The 20,597-nt window shown below is 69.2% G+C and carries 16 protein-coding genes; 3 read left to right on the top strand and 13 right to left on the bottom strand.

Annotation, left to right across the window (positions count from 1 at the left end):
* Nucleotides 1–15 precede the first annotated feature (15 nt).
* Nucleotides 16–588 carry a hypothetical protein gene (locus WT53_RS29060; RefSeq protein WP_034208771.1) on the bottom strand — a complete coding sequence of 191 codons (573 nt, stop codon included), beginning with the start codon at nt 586–588 and terminating at the stop codon, nt 16–18.
* Nucleotides 589–745: 157 nt separating this feature from the next.
* On the opposite strand from WT53_RS29060, the gene WT53_RS29055 reads away from it, so the two are divergent.
* Complete coding sequence (locus WT53_RS29055; protein ID WP_059781412.1) at nt 746–1,282, top strand: peroxiredoxin; 537 nt, start codon at nt 746–748, stop codon at nt 1,280–1,282.
* Nucleotides 1,283–1,380: 98 nt separating this feature from the next.
* Here WT53_RS29055 and WT53_RS29050 read toward each other — a convergent pair whose 3' ends face one another.
* From WT53_RS29050 to WT53_RS29010, 9 genes are all read right to left on the bottom strand, one after another.
* Nucleotides 1,381–2,733 carry a sigma-54 dependent transcriptional regulator gene (locus WT53_RS29050; RefSeq protein WP_034208470.1) on the bottom strand — a complete coding sequence of 451 codons (1,353 nt, stop codon included), beginning with the start codon at nt 2,731–2,733 and terminating at the stop codon, nt 1,381–1,383.
* Nucleotides 2,734–2,815: 82 nt separating this feature from the next.
* Nucleotides 2,816–4,825, bottom strand: a complete 2,010-nt coding sequence (locus WT53_RS29045) for an ATP-binding protein (protein WP_059781411.1) — start codon at nt 4,823–4,825, stop codon at nt 2,816–2,818.
* 4 nt (nt 4,826–4,829) lie between these two features.
* Nucleotides 4,830–6,119 (bottom strand): dicarboxylate/amino acid:cation symporter, encoded by a 1,290-nt coding sequence (locus WT53_RS29040; RefSeq protein WP_034208472.1) that lies wholly within the window; start codon nt 6,117–6,119, stop codon nt 4,830–4,832.
* 357 nt (nt 6,120–6,476) lie between these two features.
* On the bottom strand, nt 6,477–8,162 hold the full coding sequence (locus WT53_RS29035) for a cation acetate symporter (RefSeq protein ID WP_060262497.1): 1,686 nt from the start codon (nt 8,160–8,162) through the stop codon (nt 6,477–6,479).
* Nucleotides 8,163–8,173: 11 nt separating this feature from the next.
* On the bottom strand, nt 8,174–8,479 hold the full coding sequence (locus WT53_RS29030) for a DUF485 domain-containing protein (protein WP_034208474.1): 306 nt from the start codon (nt 8,477–8,479) through the stop codon (nt 8,174–8,176).
* 103 nt (nt 8,480–8,582) lie between these two features.
* Nucleotides 8,583–9,788: a CaiB/BaiF CoA-transferase family protein gene (locus tag WT53_RS29025; protein WP_060262529.1), complete on the bottom strand. Its 1,206-nt coding sequence runs from the start codon at nt 9,786–9,788 to the stop codon at nt 8,583–8,585.
* A 29-nt stretch (nt 9,789–9,817) separates the two neighbouring features.
* Nucleotides 9,818–10,954, bottom strand: coding sequence for an acyl-CoA dehydrogenase family protein (locus WT53_RS29020; RefSeq protein ID WP_060262495.1), 1,137 nt, complete (start codon nt 10,952–10,954; stop codon nt 9,818–9,820).
* Between the two features lie 14 nt (nt 10,955–10,968).
* The gene (locus tag WT53_RS29015) at nt 10,969–12,165 is read right to left on the bottom strand and encodes an acyl-CoA dehydrogenase family protein (RefSeq protein WP_060262492.1); all 1,197 of its coding nucleotides are present in this window, start codon (nt 12,163–12,165) and stop codon (nt 10,969–10,971) included.
* Between the two features lie 29 nt (nt 12,166–12,194).
* Nucleotides 12,195–14,330: a 3-hydroxyacyl-CoA dehydrogenase NAD-binding domain-containing protein gene (locus tag WT53_RS29010; protein ID WP_060262490.1), complete on the bottom strand. Its 2,136-nt coding sequence runs from the start codon at nt 14,328–14,330 to the stop codon at nt 12,195–12,197.
* Nucleotides 14,331–14,589: 259 nt separating this feature from the next.
* Between WT53_RS29010 and WT53_RS29005 the strand changes: the two genes are divergently transcribed.
* Both WT53_RS29005 and ggt read left to right on the top strand, forming a co-directional pair.
* A complete protein-coding gene (locus tag WT53_RS29005; protein WP_034208478.1) occupies nt 14,590–15,552 on the top strand; it encodes a LysR family transcriptional regulator in 963 nt (320 codons plus the stop codon).
* Nucleotides 15,553–15,635: 83 nt separating this feature from the next.
* Nucleotides 15,636–17,510 carry a gamma-glutamyltransferase gene (ggt, locus tag WT53_RS29000; protein WP_060262488.1) on the top strand — a complete coding sequence of 625 codons (1,875 nt, stop codon included), beginning with the start codon at nt 15,636–15,638 and terminating at the stop codon, nt 17,508–17,510.
* Between the two features lie 37 nt (nt 17,511–17,547).
* On the opposite strand, the gene WT53_RS28995 is transcribed toward ggt, so the two are convergent.
* From WT53_RS28995 to tauA, 3 genes are read right to left on the bottom strand one after another with little or no spacing between them, the layout of a single operon-like run.
* A complete protein-coding gene (locus tag WT53_RS28995) occupies nt 17,548–18,525 on the bottom strand; it encodes an ABC transporter permease subunit (protein ID WP_060262486.1) in 978 nt (325 codons plus the stop codon).
* On the bottom strand, nt 18,522–19,322 hold the full coding sequence (locus WT53_RS28990; RefSeq protein WP_060262484.1) for a taurine ABC transporter ATP-binding protein: 801 nt from the start codon (nt 19,320–19,322) through the stop codon (nt 18,522–18,524). The genes WT53_RS28995 and WT53_RS28990 overlap by 4 nt, the downstream gene beginning before the upstream one ends.
* A 49-nt stretch (nt 19,323–19,371) precedes the next feature.
* The gene (gene tauA / locus WT53_RS28985; protein WP_060262482.1) at nt 19,372–20,388 is read right to left on the bottom strand and encodes a taurine ABC transporter substrate-binding protein; all 1,017 of its coding nucleotides are present in this window, start codon (nt 20,386–20,388) and stop codon (nt 19,372–19,374) included.
* Nucleotides 20,389–20,597: the final 209 nt, after the last annotated feature.

Genomic DNA, 20,597 nt, shown 5'->3' with positions numbered 1-20,597 from the left:
CCTCGCCGGCCGTCGTCAATCGAGTTTGAACGAACCGAAAAATTGATCGAGCTGCTCCTGCGCGAGCGGCCCGTCGGCGATCACGACGGCCTGATACGCGTGCCGGCCGCGCGCGGCGAGCCGCGCGACGATCGTCTTGCGCGCGCGATCGCCGCCGGCGGCGGCGCCCGCGATGCGCAGCTCGAGCCCGTTCACGGCGCCGCCGGCCGCGAGCGGCACGGGCACCGCCGCCGTCTGCGGCGCGCCTTCGAGATTGCGCGACAGCCCCGCGCGCAGGAATTCGAGCGCCGCGCGGCGTGTGTCGTCGCGATCGTCGGGCAACGTCAGCGTGCCGACCGCGAATACCGCGCCGTCGACGTGCGCGGCCTGCATCCGCATCGGCATCGAGGTACCGCCGAGCGCCACCGGCTGCTCCTCGACGGTCGGCTTCGCCGGCAGGTCGATCGTGTAGCCGGCGTCGTTGTGCAGCGTGCGCCAGTCGTACGACGGCGAGCACGCGGCGAGCGCGGCGCTCACGCAGGCCAGCGCGGCGAAGTGTCGCAGCGGGCGAAAAAGGGGGCACAACGAATCGATGACTTCCTTCGGCATGGCGTGGATCGCGGCAGGCAAAACGACCATTATCCGTCGAACCGGAAAACCGGGATGCGTGGCGGCCGCCGGTGCGCGCACCGCATTCGCGCTAAAATGAGCGCCGAATTTCGACGTCCTTTGCGTCGATCAGCGTCATCGACTCCGAGAGCACCAGATGAACACCACGCCTTCCACCCGCCGCAGTGCCGGCCCCGTCCGCTACCTCGCCGCGGCCGCCGTCGTCGCGGCGATCGCCGTCGCCGGCTTCTTCGCGTTCAACGGCAAGTCCAGCGTGCCGGACGCCACCTTCACGCTGCTGTCGGGCCAGAAGGTCTCGACCGCCGGCGACCTGAAGGGCAAGGTCTATCTCGTGAACTTCTGGGCGACGAGCTGCGCGACCTGCATGCAGGAAATGCCGCAGATGGTCGACACCTACAATCGCTTCAAGGGTCAGGGGCTGGAGTTCGTCGCGGTCGCGATGAACTACGATCCGCCGATGTACGTCGCGAATTACGCGCAGACGCGCCAGTTGCCGTTCAAGGTCGCGCTCGACGACGGCAGCGTCGCGAAGCAGTTCGGCAACGTGCAACTCACGCCGACGACCTTCGTCGTCGACAAGGACGGCAAGATCCTGAAGCGCTACGTCGGCGCGCCGCAATTCGCGGAGCTCGACGCGCTGCTCAAGAAGGCGCTCGACGGCAACGCGGCCTGAGCGCCGCCAGATTCGGCTGAAAGGCGCGCGCACCGCGCCGTTCCGGCCAGAAACGGACCGCATGACCGGCCCCCCCGGTTCCGCGGTCCGTTTGCTTTTCAGCGCTCGGTTTCGCCTTTCGCCGACAGCCCGTAACGCTTCATCTTCTCGTACAGCGTCGCCTTGCCGACATGCAGCCGGTCGGCCGTTGCCGCGACCGCGCCGCCCGTCTGGTTCAGCGCCTGGGCGATCACCGCGCGCTCGAATTGCTCGATGCGCTCCTTCAGCGTCTGGTCGTTGTCGGCGTCGTCGGCGGCGCCCGTTTGCTGCGGCACGTCGGCCACGCCGAGCACGAAGCGGTCGGCGGCGTTGCGCAGCTCGCGCACGTTGCCCGGCCAGTCGCGCTGCATCAGGCTCGCGCGCTGCCGGTCGGTCAGCACCGGCGCGGGCCGGCCGTAGCGCACGGCCGCATCGAGCATGAAGTGCTCGAACAGCGGCACGATGTCCTCGCGGCGCTCGGCGAGTGGCGGCAACGCGATCGTCACGACGTTGAGCCGGTACAGCAGGTCGCGCCGGAACGTGCCGGCCGCGACGAGCTCGCTCATGTCGCCCTTCGCGGCGGCGACCACGCGGCAGTTCACGCGGATCGGCTGGTTCGAGCCGAGCCGCTCCAGCACGCCGTCCTGCAGCACGCGCAGCAGCTTCACCTGCAACGCGAGCGGCATGCTTTCGATTTCGTCGAGGAACAGCGTGCCGCCGGACGCGTATTCGAGCTTGCCGACGCGCCGCTTCGCGGCGCCGGTGAACGCGCCGGGCTCGTAGCCGAACATCTCCGACTCGAACATCGGCTCGGGCAGCGCGCCGCAGTTCACGGCGATGAACGGCTTGTCGCGGCGCGGCGACAACTCGTGCAGGCTGCGTGCGATCAGCTCCTTGCCGGCGCCCGTGTCGCCATTGATCAGGACCGACGCGTCGGTCGGCGCGACGTTCGCGATCAGCTTGCGCACCTGCTCGATCGCGGGGCTGCGGCCGATGATGCGCGGCGCAACGACGTTCTGCCCGGCCAGCTCGCGCCGCAGCGCGTGGTTCTCGAGCACGAGTTCGCGGCGCTCGAGCGCGCGGCGCACCGTCTCGATCAGGCGCTCGGCCGCGAACGGCTTTTCGATGAAGTCGTAGGCGCCGTCGCGCATCGCCTGCACGGCCATCGAGATGTCGCCGTGACCGGTGACGAGGATCACCGGCACGTCGGGCACGCGCTCGCGGCACTGCGCGAGCACGTCGAGCCCGCTCGCGCCGGGCAGCCGGATGTCGCTGACGATCGCGCCGGCGGTATCCGCGACGATCGCCTTCTCGGCCGCTTCGGCCGACTCGAAGCCGGCAACGTCGAAACCCGCCAGTTGAAGGCTCTGCACGCTCGCCCGGCGCACGAGCGCATCGTCTTCGATATAGATCACTTGCAGCCGGTTGGCCATCGTACTCACTCGCTCCTGACAAGCCGCGCGGCGCGCGCGGCATCTCGTTGATGCCGGTCGTTCGCCGACCGGCCTGCTCACGCTAATGCGAGCCCGCCGGCTCGGACACGGAGTCCGGATGATGCGTGCGGGCGCGCCGCAGCGTCAAGACGAACAGCGCGCCGCCCGACGGTGCGTTGCGTGCGGTCAGCGCGCCGCCCGCGTCGCTCGCGATCGACGACGAGATCGCGAGACCGAGCCCGAGCCCGCGCCCCATTTCCTTGGTCGTGAAGAACGGCTCGAACAGGCGCGGCAACAAATCGGGCGCGATGCCGCAGCCGTTGTCGCGCACCTCGACCGCGAGCGTCGCGGCCGACACCGCGATCGTGACCTCGATGGCCGGCGCCGCGACGCCGGCCACCGCGTCGAGCGCGTTGCCGAGCAGGTTGATCAGCACCTGTTCGAGGCGCAGGTCCTCGCAGCGCGCGACGAGTTCGGGATAGTCGCGCGCCAGATCGAGCGGCGCGTCGTGCGCGGGCGAGACGGTCGCGTCGTGCAGCGTCAGCGTGAGCGCGACGCCGCGCAGGCGCTCGTCGAGCAGCGACAGCACGCTGCGCAGCGCGCGCACGACGAGCGCCTGCTCGTTGCGCGGCTTCGCGCGGCCGACGAACAGCTTCAGCTGGTTGGTGATCTTGCCCATCCGCTCGGTGAGCGCGGCGATCGCCTCGAGATTCTCGCGCGCGGCGGCCTGCTCGCCGCGATCGAGCAGCACGCGCGTGTTGTCCGAGAAGCTGCGCAGCGCCGCGAGCGGCTGGTTCAGTTCATGCGTGATGCCGGCCGCCATCTGGCCGAGCGCGGCGAGCTTGCTCGCCTGGATCAGTTCGTCGTGCGCGGCGCGCAGCTCCTGCTCCGCGCGGATCCGGTCGCCGACTTCCTTCTGCAATCGCTCGTTCGCTTCAGACAGGTCGGCCGTGCGCTCCTCGACGCGCCGGTTCAGTTCCGCGTACGCCTGCTGCAGCAGCGCGCGGCCGCGGATCATCTCGCGCACGCGGGCGCGGCGCATGCGCCAGTAGAACGCGAGCAGCGCGACCGACACGAAGCCGAAGCCGGTGACGATCGTGGCGTTGCGCGCATCGGCATCGATCGGCGCGATCGGCGCGAGCGTGACGAGCAGCCAGTCGGGCTCGCCGATCCGGCGCTTGCTGGCGAGAAAGCGCGGCGCGCGCCGGCCGGCACCGAGGCGCACGATCTCCGCATCGGCGCCGAGCGTCTGCTCGACACGCAGCGGCAGCGGCGTGACCGGTTGCTGCGCGTACTGGCGCGTTTCGTAGATCGACGCGGCGACGGGCCCCGTGAGCGGGCGCAGCGTGTGGTACTTCCACGCGGGCACGGACGACAGGAACACGACGCCGTGATCGTCCACGACGACGAGCGGCTCGGACGCGTCGGCGCCCTGGAACCATTCGAGATTGAGCTTCACGACGACGACGCCCGCGATCTTGCCGTCGCGCCACACGGGCTGCGAGATGTAGTAGCCGGGATCGCGCGAGATCGTGCCGATCCCGAAGAAGCGGCCGACCCGGCCGTTCATCGCATCGAGGAAATACGGGCGGAAACGGTATTCGATCCCGACGAAGCTGTCGGGCGCGCGCCAGTTGCTGGCGGCGACGCACAGGCCGTCCGCGCCGATCACGTAGGTGACGGTCGCGTGCGCGTGTTCGTTGAGGTCTTCGAGATAGCGGTTGACGCGGGCGGTGTAGTCGCCGCGCTTCGGCTCGGCAAGCAGATCCTGCACGTACGGATGGCTGCCGAGCAGATAAGGCAGCGATTCGTAGCGGTCGAGCGTGCTCTTGAGCGCGTTGGTGGTGCGCTCGACGCGTACCGCGGCATTGCGCTGCAGCTCGGCGACGCCGCGCTGCCACGTGATCGTCCACGTGAGCGCGCACGCCGCGACGAGCGCGGCGGCGAGCACGACGAGGATGAGCAGGCGGCGCGTCACGGTCGAGGCTTCCTGACGATGCGGATCGCCTATTGTGTCATAGGCCTCCGCCCCGATACCCCGGCCGCCGCGGGCCGCACGGCCGGCGGGCCGTGCCGCCGCCTGCTCGTTCATCGCGTCAGACGCCGGCCGTCTCGGTCGGCGCGACTTCGGCGCCGCCCTTCAGCGCCTGGCGCAGCTTGTTGCGGTCGAGCTCCTTCTCCCACGCCGACACGACGACGGTTGCGACACCGTTGCCGACGATGTTCGTCAGCGCGCGGCATTCGCTCATGAAGCGGTCGATGCCGAGGATCAGCACCATGCCCGACAGCGGGATCGTCGGCACGACGGCCAGCGTCGCGGCGAGCGTGATGAAGCCCGCACCGGTCACGCCGCTCGCGCCCTTCGACGTCAGCATCGCGACGGCCAGCAGCGTGAGCTGCTGCATCCACGTCAGCTCGATGTTGGTCGCCTGCGCGATGAACAGCACGGCCATCGTCATGTAGATGTTGGTGCCGTCGAGGTTGAACGAATAGCCGGTCGGCACGACGAGGCCGACGACCGAACGCGAGCAGCCCGCCTTCTCGAGCTTTTCCATCAGCTGCGGCAGCGCGGCTTCCGACGAGCTCGTGCCGAGCACGATCAGCAGCTCCTCCTTGATGTACGACACGAAGCGGATGATCGAGAAGCCGGTGAAGCGCGCGATCGCGCCGAGCACGACGAGCACGAACACGACCGACGTCAGGTAGAACGTGCCGATCAGCTTGAGCAGCGGCACCAGCGAGCCGACGCCGTACTTGCCGATCGTGAACGCCATCGCGCCGAACGCGCCGATCGGGGCCAGCTTCGTGACGATGTGCACGATGCCGAACAGCACGCGCGTCAGGCCGTCGATGAAGTCGGTCACGACCTTGCCGCGCTCGCCGAGGTGCGCGAGCACGCTGCCGAACAGCAGCGCGATCAGCAGGATCTGCAGGATTTCGCCCTGCGCGAACGCGTCGACCATCGTGTTCGGGATGATGTGCATCAGGAAGTCGACGGTCGACTGCCCGTGCGCCTTCGCCGCGTACGACGCGACTTCCTTGCCGTTCAGCGTCGCCGGATCGATGTTGAAGCCGACGCCCGGACGCAGCAGGTGCGTGGCCGCGAGGCCGAGCACCAGCGCGAAGGTCGACACGATCTCGAAGTACAGCAGCGCCTTGCCGCCGACGCGGCCGACCTTCTTCATGTCCTCCATGCCGGCGATGCCGGTGACGACCGTACAGAAGATGATCGGGCCGATCACCATCTTGATCAGCTTGATGAAGCCGTCGCCGAGCGGTTTCATGTCGGTGGCGAGCGCCGGGTAGTAGTGGCCGAGGATCACGCCGACGATGATGGCGAAGATCACCTGCACATAGAGCACTTTGTAGAAGGGTTTCTTCTTCACGATGGTTCCTGCTGAAGTAGATGATGAGCCGGTGGAAACGGCGTCACGCGCGCAGGCGAATGTCTCAGGGGAGAAGGCATTCGCCCGCGCGGCTGCCGTGCCGCAACAAGCGATGCCTCAGAACATCCGACAGGGGAGGAAGGCGCTGGTCATCGATTGTCTCCTTGGTTTAATAGTCGGGCCGGGGGATGGCCGTGCTTTTCATATTGCAAGGTCGATGCCAGGTTTCCGGAACCCCTCAAGCCATTGTTTTCATTGTATTTCCCGTAATGCGGCAGGCAAGGAAATCCGGAATTCCGGATTTCCGGAAAATATCCGTCCGGCGATCCGGACGGACGCATTGTTTCATCGGGTGAATCAGTGCTGCACGGCCCGGCTCGCGAGCACGCCCGTCTGCGCGTAGAACTCCTGCCGCGCGAACGCGTCGCGCTCGCGGCGCGCGCGCTCGCCGCGATCCGCGAGCGAACCGACGACGATCCCGACGAACGCGAGCGGCACCGACACGAGCGCCGGGTTGTCGAGGAACACCGGCGCGTGCGCATGATGCAGCACGTCGACCCACACCGACTTCGACAGCACCGTCAGCACGACCGCCGACACGAGGCCGAGGCCGCCGCCGAGCACCGCGCCGCGCGTCGTCATCCCGCGCCAGAAGATCGACGTCGCGAGCACCGGGAAATTCGCGCTCGCGGCCACCGCCGCGACGAGCCCGACCATGAACGCGACGTTCACGTGCTCGAACAGGATCGACAGCGCGATCGCGACGGCCGACAGCGCGATCGTCGCCGCGCGCGAGATGCGCATTTCCAGCCGCTCGTCGGGCTTGCCGCGCGCCCACATCTGCGCGTACAGGTCGTGCGAGATCGTCGTCGCGCCCGCGAGCGTGAGGCCGGCGACCACCGCGAGGATCGTCGCGAACGTGACGGCCGCGATGAACCCGTAGAACCAGTTGCCGCCGACCGCCTGCGCGAGCTTCACCGCGACCATGTTGGAGCCGCCGAGCAGGTCGTGCGTCAGGTTGAACGTGCCGTTCGCGCCGAGCCGGAAGAATTCCGGATGCTGCGCGAGCAGCACGATCGCCGAGAAGCCGATCACGAAGGTCAGCAGGTAGAAATAGCCGATGAAGCCCGTCGCGTAGAGCACCGACTTGCGCGCCTCCTTCGCGTTCGGCACCGTGAAGAAGCGCATCAGGATGTGCGGGAAGCCGGCCGTGCCGAACATCAGCGCGATGCCGAGCGACAGCGCATTGGCCGGATCGCGGATCAGCTTGCCCGGCCCCATGATCGACAGCGCGCCCGGATGCACGGCCACCGCGCGGCGGAACATCGCGTCGATGTCGAAGCCGAATTCGCCGAGCGCCAGCAACGCGAGCAGCGTCGCGCCGCAGAGCAGCAGCACGGCCTTGATCACCTGCACCCAGGTGGTCGCGGTCATCCCGCCGAAGAATACGTAGACGACCATCAACACGCCGACGATCAGCTCGGCCGTGCCGTACGACAGCCCGAACAGCAGCTGGATCAGCTTGCCCGCACCGACCATCTGCACGACGAGATACAGCACGACGATCGTCAGCGCGTTCGCGGACGTCAGCAGCCGGATCGGCCGCTGCGCGAAGCGGTACGCGACGACGTCGACGAACGTGAACTTGCCGAGGTTGCGCAACGGTTCGGCGATCAGGAACATCACGAACGGCCAGCCGACCAGGAAGCCGATCGAATAGATCAGCCCGTCGAAGCCGAACATGAACACCATGCCCGACAGCCCGAGGAACGACGCGGCCGACATGTAATCGCCCGCGATCGCGAGCCCGTTCTGCAGCCCGGTGATGCCGCCGCCGGCCGTGTAGAAGTCGCGTGTCGAGCGCGTGCGGCGCGCGGCCCAGCGCGTGAGCGCGAGCGTCGCGAACACGAACGCGAAGAACATCCCGATCGCGACCGGGTTCAGCTCGACCTTGTCGGGCATCGGCCCGGCGACGCCGGTCGCACGGGCGGCGGAGGAAACGAGAACGGCCAGCGCGACGAGCGCGCGCGAAACGAATCGCATGTCGGCCTCCGTTACGAACGCTGCAGGATCGCGTCGACGCGGCGGTCGAACGCACGGTTCGCGCGCAGCACGTAGCACGCGGTCAGGCCGATCGCGACGAGGATGATCGCGACGCCCGCGGCGATCCCGACCGTCGTCGTCGCGCCGCGGTACAGCGGCGCGGCGAGCACGTGCGGCGCGAGCGCGACGAGCAGGATGAAGCCGTAGTACGTGGCGATCATCAGCGCCGTCAGCATGAAGCTGAAGCGGCGCCGTGCCCGCACGAGCTGCTGGTAGTCAGGGCGCGCCGTGACCGATTCGATGACGGAAAGCTCCATGTTGTCTCCAATATCGTCTCGTCGTATCGCGAGAGCTGTCTCGTGGATGGTCGGCGCGTATCGACTGCTCCGCCCGCGCCGCGGCGGCAATCCATGCAACGCGTTACACGACGCGATCCGCACGCAGCCGCGCCACCTCGTCGGCCGACATCCCGAGCCAGCCGCCGAGCACCGCGTCCGTATCCGCGCCGAGCACCGGCGGCGCACCGCGCACCGGCAGCCGCGCGCCGTCGAAGCGGTATGGCGGCGCGAGCACGTCGACCCCGCCCGCGACCGGATGCGGCTGCCGCGTGACGAGCCCGGCGCGGGTGGCGCGTTCCGACGTCAATGCTTCGTGCAGCCCGAGCACTTCGCCGCACGGAATGCCCGCGGCGGCGAGCGCCGCCAGCAGCGTCGCACGCGAGCGGCGCGCGAGTTCGCGGCGAATCTCGGGCAGCAGGTCGGCGCGATTCTCCGAACGGCCGAGGTTGGTCCTGTAGCGTTCGTCGGCCGCGAGATCGGGCCGCTCGATCGCGTCGCAAAAGCGCGCGAACTGCGTGTTGTTGCCGACCGTGATCACGAGCGGGCCGTCGGCCGCATCGAACACGCCGTACGGCACGATCGACGGATGCGCGTTGCCGTAGCGCGGCGGGTCCTCGCCCATCAGCAGCGCGTCGAGCCCGTAGTACGCGGTGATCATCAGCCCGCAGTCGAACAGCGCCATCTCGATGCGGCGACCGCGCCCCGTCGCATGGCGCTCGTAAAGCGCGGCGAGGATCGCCTGCGCCGAATACATGCCGGTGAACAGGTCGACCGCCGCGACGCCGAACTTCAGCGGCGGCTGGCCCGCCTCGCCGTTCAGCGCCATCAGCCCGGCCTCGCCCTGGACGACGAGGTCGTAGCCGGGCCGCGCGGCCTCCGGGCCCGAACGGTCGTAGCCGGAGATCGCGCAGTGCACGAGGCGCGGATTCAGCTCGGCCAGCGCGGCGTAGCCGAGCCCGAGCTTCTCCGCGCCGCCGAACTTGAAGTTGTGGATCACCACGTCGGCCCGTGCGGCCAGCTCGCGCGCGAGGCGCTGGCCGGCTTCCGTCTGCAGGTCGACGCAGATCGACCGCTTGCTGCGATTCACGCTGTTGAAATACGTGGTCTCGGTGTCGCCGATCCGCAGCCCCCAGTCGCGCGTATCGTCGCCGCGCGCCGGATGCTCGACCTTGATCACTTCCGCGCCGAAATCGGCGAGCACCATCGCGCACCACGGGCCCGCGAGCACACGCGAGAAATCGAGCACCTTCACGCCGGCCAGCGGCAGCGCGCGCGCTTCGTTCGTCATCGTCGTCTCCTCCATTCGCGTTTGCGCCGTTATCGTTTGGACAGCGCGATGTAGCGCGCGAGATGGTGATCCTCGTCGCCGAGCTGGTGATCGATCATCACGAGCCGCTTCGCGTAGTGCGCGAGCGGCAATTCCCACGTCATCCCGATTCCGCCGTGCAGCTGGATGCATTCCTCGGCGACGAGCGTGCCGATCCGGCCGATGCTGTATTTCGCCGCGGCGAGCGCGCGCTCGCGCACCGCGCGCGGCGCATCGAGCTGCGCGGCCGCGTTGATCACGGCCGAGCGCGCCTGCTCGACTTCGAGCAGCAGATCGGCCATCCGGTGCTGCAGCGCCTGGAAGCTGCCGATCGGCAACCCGAACTGCTTGCGCGTGCGCAGGTAGTCGAGCGTCGCTTCCTTCGCGACGTCCATCGCGCCGAGCGCTTCCGCCGACAACGCGAGCAGCCCGTAGCCGAGCACGCGTTCGAGCAGCTCGGCGCCCGCTTCGCCGTCGTGCGCGCCGAGCGCCGCATCGGCCGGCAGCGCGACGCGCTCGAAGCGCACTTCGGCCGCGCGGCCGCCGTCGATCTTCCGGTAGTCGCGTAGCGACACGCCCGGCGCATCGGCCGGCACGACGAACAGGCCGATGCCGGCCGCGTCGTCGTCGCGCCCCGACACGCGCGCGCTGACGACGAAGAACGCCGCCTGCGCGGCCTGGTCGACGACGCCCTTCGCGCCCGTCAGCACCCAGCCGTCGCCTGCACGTTCGGCGCGCGTGCGCACGGTCGTCAGCTCGTAGTGCGAACCCGGCTCGTCGTGTGCGAACGCGGCGCTCGCGCTGCCGTCGATCAGCGCGGCGAGCTTGTCGCGATGCGCATCGCCGCCCGCGAGCGACAGCGCACGGCCGGCCAGCAGCGCGCCGAGGAACGGCTCGACGACGAGCCCGCGCCCGAGGCATTCGAACACCACGGCGATGTCGAAGCCCGCGCCGCCGAAGCCGCCGTCGGCTTCCGGAAACAGCGCGCCGACCGTGCCGAGCTCGGCGAAGCGCCGCCACATCGCGCGGTCGAAGCCTTCGGCCGACTGCGCGATGCGGTCGCGCACCGGGAACGCGTACTGTTCGGCGATGAAGCGGTTCAACGTGTCCGCCAGCATCCGGCGGTCTTCTGTGTGCTGGAAATCCATCGTCGCGTCCCTCGTTACAGCCCGAGCATCATCTTCGCGATGATGTTCTTCTGGATCTCGTTCGAGCCGCCGAAAATCGACAGCTTCCGGTTGTTGAAATACTGCTGCGCGGCGCTCGCGGCTTCGTCGGGGCCGACCGGTTCGCCCGCGTAGTCGGCGTCGAGCGCCTCTTCGACGAACGGCTGCGCATACGGCCCCATCGCGCGCCGCATCAGCGCGGTGATCTCCTGGCGAATCTGCGTGCCGCGGATCTTCAGCATCGAGCTTTCCGCGCCCGGCACGCCGCCGCCCGCGACCGCGGCCAGCACGCGCAGGTTGGTCGTGCGCATGTTTTCCAGTTCGATCTCGACGCGCGCGACGCGTGCCGCGAAGAACGGATCGTCCGCGAGCGGCCGGCCGTTCTTCGCGACCTTCGCGGCCACCGCGCGCAGCCGGTCGAGGGCGGCGGTCGAGAAGCCGATTCCGGCGATGTTGGTGCGCTCGTACGTGAGCAGGTATTTCGCGTAGGTCCAGCCGCGGTTCTCTTCGCCGACCAGGTTTTCCACGGGCACGCGCACGTCGGTGAAGAACACCTCGTTCACCTCGTGCTCGCCGTCGAGCGTGATGATCGGGCGCACCTCGACGCCCGGCGTGCTCATGTCGATCAGCAGGAAGCTGATGCCTTCCTGCTTGCGCACGTCGGTCGCGGTGCGCACGAGGCAGAAGATCATGTTCGCGTAGTGGCCGAGCGTGGTCCACGTCTTCTGGCCGTTCACGACGTAGTGATCGCCATCGCGCACCGCGCTCGTCTTCACCGCCGCGAGATCGGAGCCGGCGCCCGGCTCCGAATAGCCCTGGCACCACCAGTCGGTGCCGTCGAGAATGCGCGGCAGCCAATGGCGCTTCTGCGCGTCGCTGCCGTACTTGATCAGCACGGGGCCGAGCATGTTCACGCCGAACGGCACGATGCGCGGCGCGCCGGCGAGCGCGCATTCGTTGTCGAACAGGAACTTCTGCGCGACGCTCCAGCCGGGGCCGCCGTATTCGCGCGGCCAGTGGCTCGCGAGCCAGCCGCGGGCATTCAGGATCGCGTGCCATTCGCGCATGTCGTCGCGCGTCAGATGCAGGCCGCCCTTCACCTTGCGCGCGATGCGCTCGGGCAGTTCGGCTTGCAGGAAGCGCTGCACTTCCGCGCGGAAGGCTTCTTCTTCGGGCGTGAAATCGAGGTCCATCTTCGGTCCGTTGCAAATGCGGTTGGCGTTCAGTCGATGCGGTTCAGGCTCGCGAAATCCGCGCCGCGCGCGACGAGATCGACGAGCAGCGGCGACGGCTTCCAGAACAGCGGATCTTCCTTCGCGAACGCGCGGATATCGGCGAGCACGTTCGCGAGGCCGATCGTGTCCGCGTAGTGCATCGGGCCGCCGCGATAGCGCGGAAAGCCGTAGCCGTGCAGGAACACCGCGTCGACGTCGAGCGGGCGCAGCGCGATCTTCTCGTGCACGACGTTCGCGCCTTCGTTGATCATCGCGGCGAGGTAGCGGCGCAGGATCTCGCCGTCGGTGAACGTGCGCGGCGTGACGCCCTTCTTCGCGCGTTCCTGCGCGACGATCGCTTCCACTTCCGGATCGGGCGTGCCGACGCGCGCGCCGTCCGGATACAGGTAGTAGCCGCGGCCGGTCTTCTGCCCGAACCAGCCGCGCTCGCACAGCCGGTCGGAAATCTCCACGTAGCGTGCGTTCGGGTCGCGCGTCGCCGCGCGGCGCTTGCGGGTCGCCCAGCCGATGTCGCCGCCCGCGAGGTCGACCACCTGGAACGGGCCCATCGGAAAGCCGAACTCGCGCACCGCGCGATCGATCTGGTACGGCGACGCGCCGTCTTCCATCAGGTAGTCGGCCGCCGTCCGGTACACGGCGAGGATCCGGTTGCCGATGAAGCCGTCGCATACGCCCGCGCGCACCGGCGTCTTCTTCAACTGCTTCGCGAGCGCGAACGCGGTCGCGACGACGTCCGGGCTCACGCGCGCCGGCACGACGATTTCGAGCAGCTTCATCACGTTGGCCGGCGAGAAGAAATGCAGGCCGATCACATCGGCCGGCCGGTCGATGCTCGCGGCGAGCGCGTCGATGTCGAGATACGACGTGTTGGTCGCGAGCACCGCGCCCGGCTTGCACACGCGGGCGAGCTCGGCGAACACGGCCTGCTTCACGGCCATGTCCTCGAACACGGCTTCGATCACGACGTCGGCCTGCGCGAGCGCGTCGTACGACGTGCTGCCCTTGAAGCGCGCGAGCCGCGCCGCGTGCGCGGCCGGCGTCATCCGCCCTTTCGCGACGAGGCCGTCGTACACCTTCTCGACGTGCGCCCGGCCGCGCGCGAGCGACGCTTCGTCGCGCTCGATCATCGTCACCGGCAGCCCGGCGTCGAGCGCCGCGACCGCGATGCCCGCGCCCATCGTGCCGCCGCCGACCACGCCGATCCGCTCGACCGGCCGTGCGCTCGCGCGCCGCGCCTCGGGCGCCTTCGCCGCTTCGCGTTCCGCGAAGAACGCATGCACGAGGCCCGCACGCTGCGGGCTGTCGACGCACTGCAGGAACAGGCTGCGTTCGAGCTTCATCCCCGCATCGAACGACTGCGTCAGCGCGGCCTCGACCGCGTCGACGATCTTCGCCGGCGAGAACAGGCCGCGCGACTTCTTCGGCAATTCCGCGCGCGCCGCGTCGAGCGCGGCCTGCGCGGCCGCGCGGTCCGCCAGGCCCCGTGCGTCGCGCGTGCGGCGCACGGGCGCGCCGAGCGACACGAGTTCCTGCGCGTACGCGAGCCCTTCGGCGAGCGTGTCGTCGCTGTGCGCGACGCGATCGACGAGGCCGAGCGCGAGCGCTTCCTCGGCGCTCGCATGGCGGCCCGTCAGCATCAGGTCGAGCGCGGCCTTCGCGCCGATCAGGCGCGGCGCGCGCTGCGTGCCGCCCGCGCCGGGCAGCAGGCCGAGCGTCACTTCGGGCAGCCCGAGCTTCGCGCCCGGCACCGCGAGCCGGTAATGCGCGGCCAGCGCGACCTCGAGGCCGCCGCCGAGCGTCGCGCCGTGCAGCGCGACCACGACCGGCTTCGTGCTCGACTCGATCCGCTCGCACACGTCGGGCAGCGACGGCGGCACCGGCGGCTTGCCGAATTCGCGGATGTCGGCGCCCGCGATGAAGTTGCGGCCGGCGCCGACGATCAGCACCGCGCGGATCGCGTCGTCGGCCTGCGCGGCGTCGATCGCGTCGGCGAGGCCGCGCCGCACGTCGGCGGACAGCGCGTTGACGGGCGGATGGTCGATCGTGACGACGAGCACCTTGTCGCGCCGCTCGCGGGTGACGGTGCCCGTCTGGGCGGGTTCGTGGGAAGCGGGTGAATTCATCGTGTCTCCAAGTGCGGTGCGCCGGGCGGACGGGACCGCTCGCCAGGCCGGCGGGCGGTGCCGGTTCGCGAGCTGTCCCGCGCGGCGGGAAACGATCCGGCGTGGTTGCCGGGCATGACTCGATTCTCGATTGATCGAGATTCATTGACAATTCCTGCACGCTTTTACAAGCTGTCAAGTCCGACTTGACATTGAATGCTTTCGGACCGTTTCGGACCAGCTCGGATCGTTAAACGGGCCGGATCAGGAGACACCCCGCATGGACCTGAACGCGCTGACGCTGCTCGTCGAGATCCTCGACGCCGGCAATCTCAGCAAGGCCGCGCAGCGGCTCAAGATGAGCCGGGCGAACGTCAGCTACCGGCTGAACCAGCTCGAGCGCTCGATCGGCCAGCAGCTCGTGCGGCGCACGACGCGGCGCATGGAGCCGACCGAGATCGGGTTGAAGCTGTACGAGCACGGCCGGCGCATCCGCAACGAACTGCTCGCCGCGCAGGAATCGGTGACCACGCTCGGGCAGGATCTGCAGGGCCGCGTGCGGCTGTCGGTGCCGAGCGGCTACGGGCAGATGGTGATGTCCGACTGGCTGCTCGCGTTCAAGCGGCGGCATCCGGGCATCGTGCTCGACGTGGTGTTCGAGAACCGCGTGGAAGACCTGATGCGCGACGAAGTCGACATCGCGATCCGCGTGATGTCCGAGCCGCCGCAGAACCTCGTCGCACGCGACATGGGCGCGGTGCGCTACGTCGCGTGCGCGTCGCCCGCGTTCGCGGCCGCGCACGGGATGCCGGCGAGCCTCGGCGCGCTGGCCGCCGCGCCGGTCGTCACCGCGACGGTGATGGGCCGGCAACTGCGGATCGCCGCGTATCTCGGCGACGAGCGTCACGAGGTGCTGCTCGAGCCGACGCTGATTTCGGAGAACTTCCTGTTCCTGCGCCAGGCGATCCTCGCGGGGATCGGCGTGGGCATCGTGCCCGACTACGTGATGCAGGACGATCTGCGCCGCGGCGCCGTCGTCACGTCGCTCGACGCATACCGGCTCAGCATCTTCGGCACGCACATGTACATGCTGTACATGCCGAACCGCCACCACACGCGCGCGACGTCGACGTTCATAGAATTCATCCTCGAACAGGCCGGAAAGACCGGCCGGGGCGGGCCCGGCGGGATGCGTCAGGGTTTCCTGTCGGATGACAAGCCGCCGGGCACGCGGCGACAATAGCGCGCCGGGACGGGCGGCGCCGTTGCGCCAGCGCCAACGTCAACGCCGCCGTCTCCTTCGAATTCACTGCTGCCGAGGGTTCAATGTTCGACCGGATTCGTCCGCATTCGCGTCCCTGGACGCTGCTCGCCGCCGTCGCGCTCGTCGCGTTCAACGCCGGCTGCACGTCCCCGTCCGCGCCATCGGGCGCCGTCGTCCCGGTCGCCGCCGCATCGGGCGCGGCCGTCCCGCTGCCCGGCGTTCACGCGCCCGAACTGTCGTCCGGCTGGACCGACAAGTCGGGCTGGACCTCGCAGCACTTCATGATCGCGGCCGCGAACCCGCTCGCCACGCAGGCCGGCTACGACATGCTGAAGGCCGGCGGCACCGCGATCGACGCGGCCATCGCGACGCAGATGGTGCTCGCGCTGGTCGAGCCGCAATCGTCGGGCATCGGCGGCGGCGCGTTCATGCTGTACTTCGACGGCAAGACGACGCAGGCGTACGACGGCCGCGAGACCGCGCCGGCCGCCGCGACCGAGCGCCTCTTCTACGGGCCGACCGGCCAGCCGATGGGCTTCTACGAAGGCGTCGTCGGCGGGCGCTCGGTCGGCACGCCGGGCGTGCTGCGGATGCTCGACGCCGCGCACCGCGCGCACGGCAAGCTGCCGTGGCGCCGGCTGTTCCAGCCGGCCATCCGGCTCGCCGAGCGCGGCTTCACGATCAGCCCGCGGCTCGCGATGCTGATCGCGAACGACAAGTACCTGCACGACGACCCGGCCGCCCGCGCGTATTTCTACAATGCGGACGGCACACCGAAGGCTGCCGGCACGGTGCTGAAGAATCCCGCGCTCGCGACCGTGCTGCGCCAGGTCGCCGACCGCGGCGCGAACGCGTTCTACAGCGGCGCGATCGCGCGCGACATCGTCACGAAGGTGCGCAAGCACCCGACCAACCCGGGGCTGCTGTCGCTGCAGGATCTCGCGCGCTACAAGGCGAAGGTGCGTGCGCCGCTGTGCGCCGACTATCGGCGCTCGGTGGTCTGCGGGATGCCGCCGCCATCGTCGGGCGGCCTCGCGATCGCGCAGATGCTCGGCATTCTCGAGGCGATGCCCGACTGGCAGCAGATCGGCGCGCAGAAGCCGGTGCGCAACGAGCTCGGCTACGAGCCGACGCCGTTCGCCGCCCATCTGTTCAGCGAAGCCGGGCGTCTCGCGTACGCGGACCGTGCGCGCTACGTGGCCGATCCCGATTTCGTGCCGCTGCCGGGCGGCAACTGGGCGAGCCTCACCGACAAGTCCTATCTCGCGCAGCGCGCGCGGCTGATCGGCGACACGAGCATGGGCGTCGCGCAGGCCGGCACGCCGCAGGGCGCGACGCTCGCGATGGCCGACGACCGCAGCGCCGAATTGCCGTCGACGTCCGACATCGCGATCGTCGATCGCTACGGTCAGGCGCTGTCGATGACGACCAGCATCGAGGACGCGTTCGGCTCGCGGCTGATGGTGCGCGGCTTCATGCTGAACAACCAGCTCACCGACTTCTCGTTCGCGTCGACCGACAACGGCCGACCGATCGCGAACCGCGTGCAGCCAGGCAAGCGGCCGCGCTCGGCGATGTCGCCCGAACTCGTGTTCGACAAGAAGACGAAGCAGGTGACGATGATCGTCGGCTCGGCCGGCGGCCCCGCGATCATCAATCATGTCGCGAAGACGCTGGTCGGCGTGCTCGACTGGGGGATGACGATGCAGCAGGCGATCGCGCTGCCGAACTTCGGGTCGATGAACGGGCCGACGCAACTCGAGCGCGGGCGCGTATCGGACGCGCTCGTCGACGGGCTGAAGGGCCGCGGGCACGACGTGCAGGTCGTCGAGATGAACTCGGGGCTGCAGGGGATCCAACGGCTGAACGTGCAGGGGCAGACGGTGTGGTTCGGTGGCGCGGATCCGCGGCGGGAAGGGGTGGCGATGGGGGAATGATCGACGCTTGTCGGCAGCATGCGCCGCCTGCTTCGAGTCACCCTCTCCCCTTCCACGGCACCACCCGCCGCTCGACCCAGCGCATCGCGAGATCGAACAGCCACGCGATCGCGCCGATGATCAGAATCCCCATCACGACGATGTCGGTGCGCAGAAAGCTCGATGCGTTGAGCACCATCTGCCCGAGCCCGGCCGTCGCGGCAACCATCTCGGCGGCGACGAGCGTCGTCCAGCCGAACCCGATCGCGATCCGCAGCCCGGTGAGGATTTCCGGCAGCGCGGCCGGCAACACGACGTGCCGCACGATCTGCGCGAAGCTGCCGCCGAGCGAGTACGCGGCGTTGATCTGCTCGACCGTCGCCGCGCGCACGCCGGCGCGTGCGGCCATCGCGATCGGCGCGAAGCATGCGAGGAAGATCACGACGAGCTTCGCCGTTTCGTCGATGCCGAACCAGATCACGACGAGCGGAAGATACGCGAGCGGCGGTAGCGGCCGGTAGAACTCCAGCAGCGGATCCAGCACGCCGCGTGCGATGCGGCTCACGCCCATCAGGATGCCGGCCGGCACGCCGAGCGCGGCGGCGAGCGCGAACGCGCCGAACACGCGGGCAGCGCTCCACAACAGATGCTCGGACAACGGCAGGCCGCCCTGGATGCGGCCGTGACACGCGTCGACGAAGGCCGTCCATACGGCTTCCGGCGTGGGGAGAAACAGCGGCGGCAACCATTGCCGATGCGTCGCAACCCACCACAGCACGGCCAGCGCAGCGACCGTCGCCGCGCTGAGCGCAGCCGTTTTCCCCTGCCCCGGCAAGCGATAACGGCCCGACGAACGACGCGCACGCACGGCGCGCGCCGCAGCCTCGGCCCGCGTCGTGCGACCGTCGTCCGGCTCGACACCCGCGGCCGTGCGATCGGCCGCCCAAGAATCCTGCGTGCTCATGCTGTCCTGCCTGTGCAATGTACTGATCCGGCCGCGTCCGACGGCCACGCCGTGCCGCGCGAGTTCGCTCATGGCGCGGCCTCCGCGACGGTCTCATCGCGATGCAGATAGGCGATCAGCCGCTCGCGCCACGCGATGAAATCCGGCGACGACTTCACCGCGCGTGCATCGCGCGTTTCGACGTAGCGGCGCGCGAACGGCAGCTCGAAGGTTTCGGCAATGCGACCGGGGCCCGGCGTCATCACGACGAGACGCGTCGCGAGGAACAGAGCCTCCTCGACGTCGTGCGTGATGAAGAACACCGTCTTGCCGGTGCGCGCCCACACGTCGAGCACGAGCGCCTGCATCGTGCCGCGCGTCATCGCGTCGAGCGCGCCCATCGGCTCGTCCATCAGCAGCACGCGCGGATCGCTCGCGAGCGCGCGCGCGATGCCGACGCGCTGTTGCATCCCGCCCGACAGTTCGTACACGCGCGCATGCGCATGACGCTCGAGGCCGACGAGCGCGAGCATCTCCGCCGCGCGCGCTTCGCGTTCGGCCTTCGACACGCGTGCGAAGCGCAGCCCGAGCGCGACGTTGTCGAGCACGTCGAGCCACGGCAGCAGCGCGTATTTCTGGAACACGACGCCGCGATCGGCGCCGGGGCCCGTGACCGGCACGCCGTCGACGCACACGTCGCCCGTCGTCGGCGCGACGAAGCCTGCCATGCAGTTCAGCAGCGTCGTCTTTCCACAGCCGGACGCACCGAGCGCGACGACGAATTCACCGGCATCGATGCGCAGGTCGACGCGCGCGAGCGCCTGCGTCGTCGGCCTGCCGCGCTCGCCCGGATAGGCGACCGATACCTGGCGGACTTCCAGCGTGCTCATGATCGAGAGGCTCCGCGATGAGTTGGCCGAGTTGCCGGACTTGCCGCGCTCAGCGCGCGGCCTTCTGCACGAACTGCGGATCGACGCCGACCGAATAATCCGCGAGCACCGTCTGAATCGTGCCTTGCGATTTGAGGAACGCAGCGGTGGCCGCGAGCGACTTCGCGGCGCCCGACTGCGCGCCGCCGCCGAGCCACGTCGGCGATGCCTGCTCAGCGGGCGTCGGGAACGCATAGAGCGCGAGGCTCGCGGGCACATCGGCCGCGTTCGCGCCCGATACCTTCGCGACCGCCGCGACCTGCGGCGAACCGACCCGCCATGCGGCGGTGTGTGCGCGATAGTCGGCATCGGCGGACGCGAGCACCTTCACGAAGCGCGTGACGAACTCCGGGTTCTCGCGCGCGAACTTGCGGCTCACGACGAAGCCGTCGAAGGTCGCCTTGCCGCTTTCCTTCGCGACCTGGCCCGACGTCGTGAGCACGGTGCCCGACTGCTTGACCTTCGCGAGCACCGGGTCCCAGATATAGGTCGCGTCGATGTCGCCGCGCGTCCACGCGGCTGCGACTTCGGGCGGACGCAGGTTGACGATCTTCACGTCGTTCGGATTCACGCCCGCGGCCTGCAGCGCGACGAGCGTATGGAAGTGCGACGTCGACACGAACGGCACGCCGATCTTCTTGCCCTTGAGCGCGGCGACGCTGGTCACGCCCGAGCCGTTGCGCGCGACGAGCGCCTCGGCGTCGTTGATGTTGTCGAGCACCCAGAACAGCGAGATGTCGAGCCCCTGCGACAGGCCGGCCGCGATCGGGCTCGAACCGGCTTCGCCGAGCTGCACGGAGCCCGACGCGAGCGCGCGGATCACGTCGGCGCCGCTGTCGAGCTTGCGAAACGTGACCTTGTAGCCGGTCGCCTTTTCGACCTCACCGCTCGCCTGCGCGTAGCGCCACGGCACGACCATGTCCTGATACGCGATCACGACTTCGCGCGATTCGGCGTGCGCCGCGCCGAGCGCGGCAAAGGCGGTCAGCGCGACGAGCGCGCGGCGGATGAAGCTGAAACGGGACATGCGGCTCTCCTTCGGAATGCGGGTGTTGCAAGCGGAGAGCCGACTTTACGAGCTTTGCGCGCAGCGGGAGCGAACTTATCGTGCGAAGCAATCGATGTCGTTTCAGCTTTGCTTTTCGTGTCGGATTGGATCGCGCGTCCGATCGGGTGACGATTGCCGCGCGCATGCGCGGATCACCGCCGCGCCAACGAAAAAGCCCGCATCGCTGC

This window comes from Burkholderia sp. MSMB2157WGS (assembly GCF_001532755.1).
Classification (GTDB): domain Bacteria; phylum Pseudomonadota; class Gammaproteobacteria; order Burkholderiales; family Burkholderiaceae; genus Burkholderia.
Note: the sequence above shows the minus strand (reverse complement) of the source record. Positions and strands in the feature narration are given on the sequence as shown.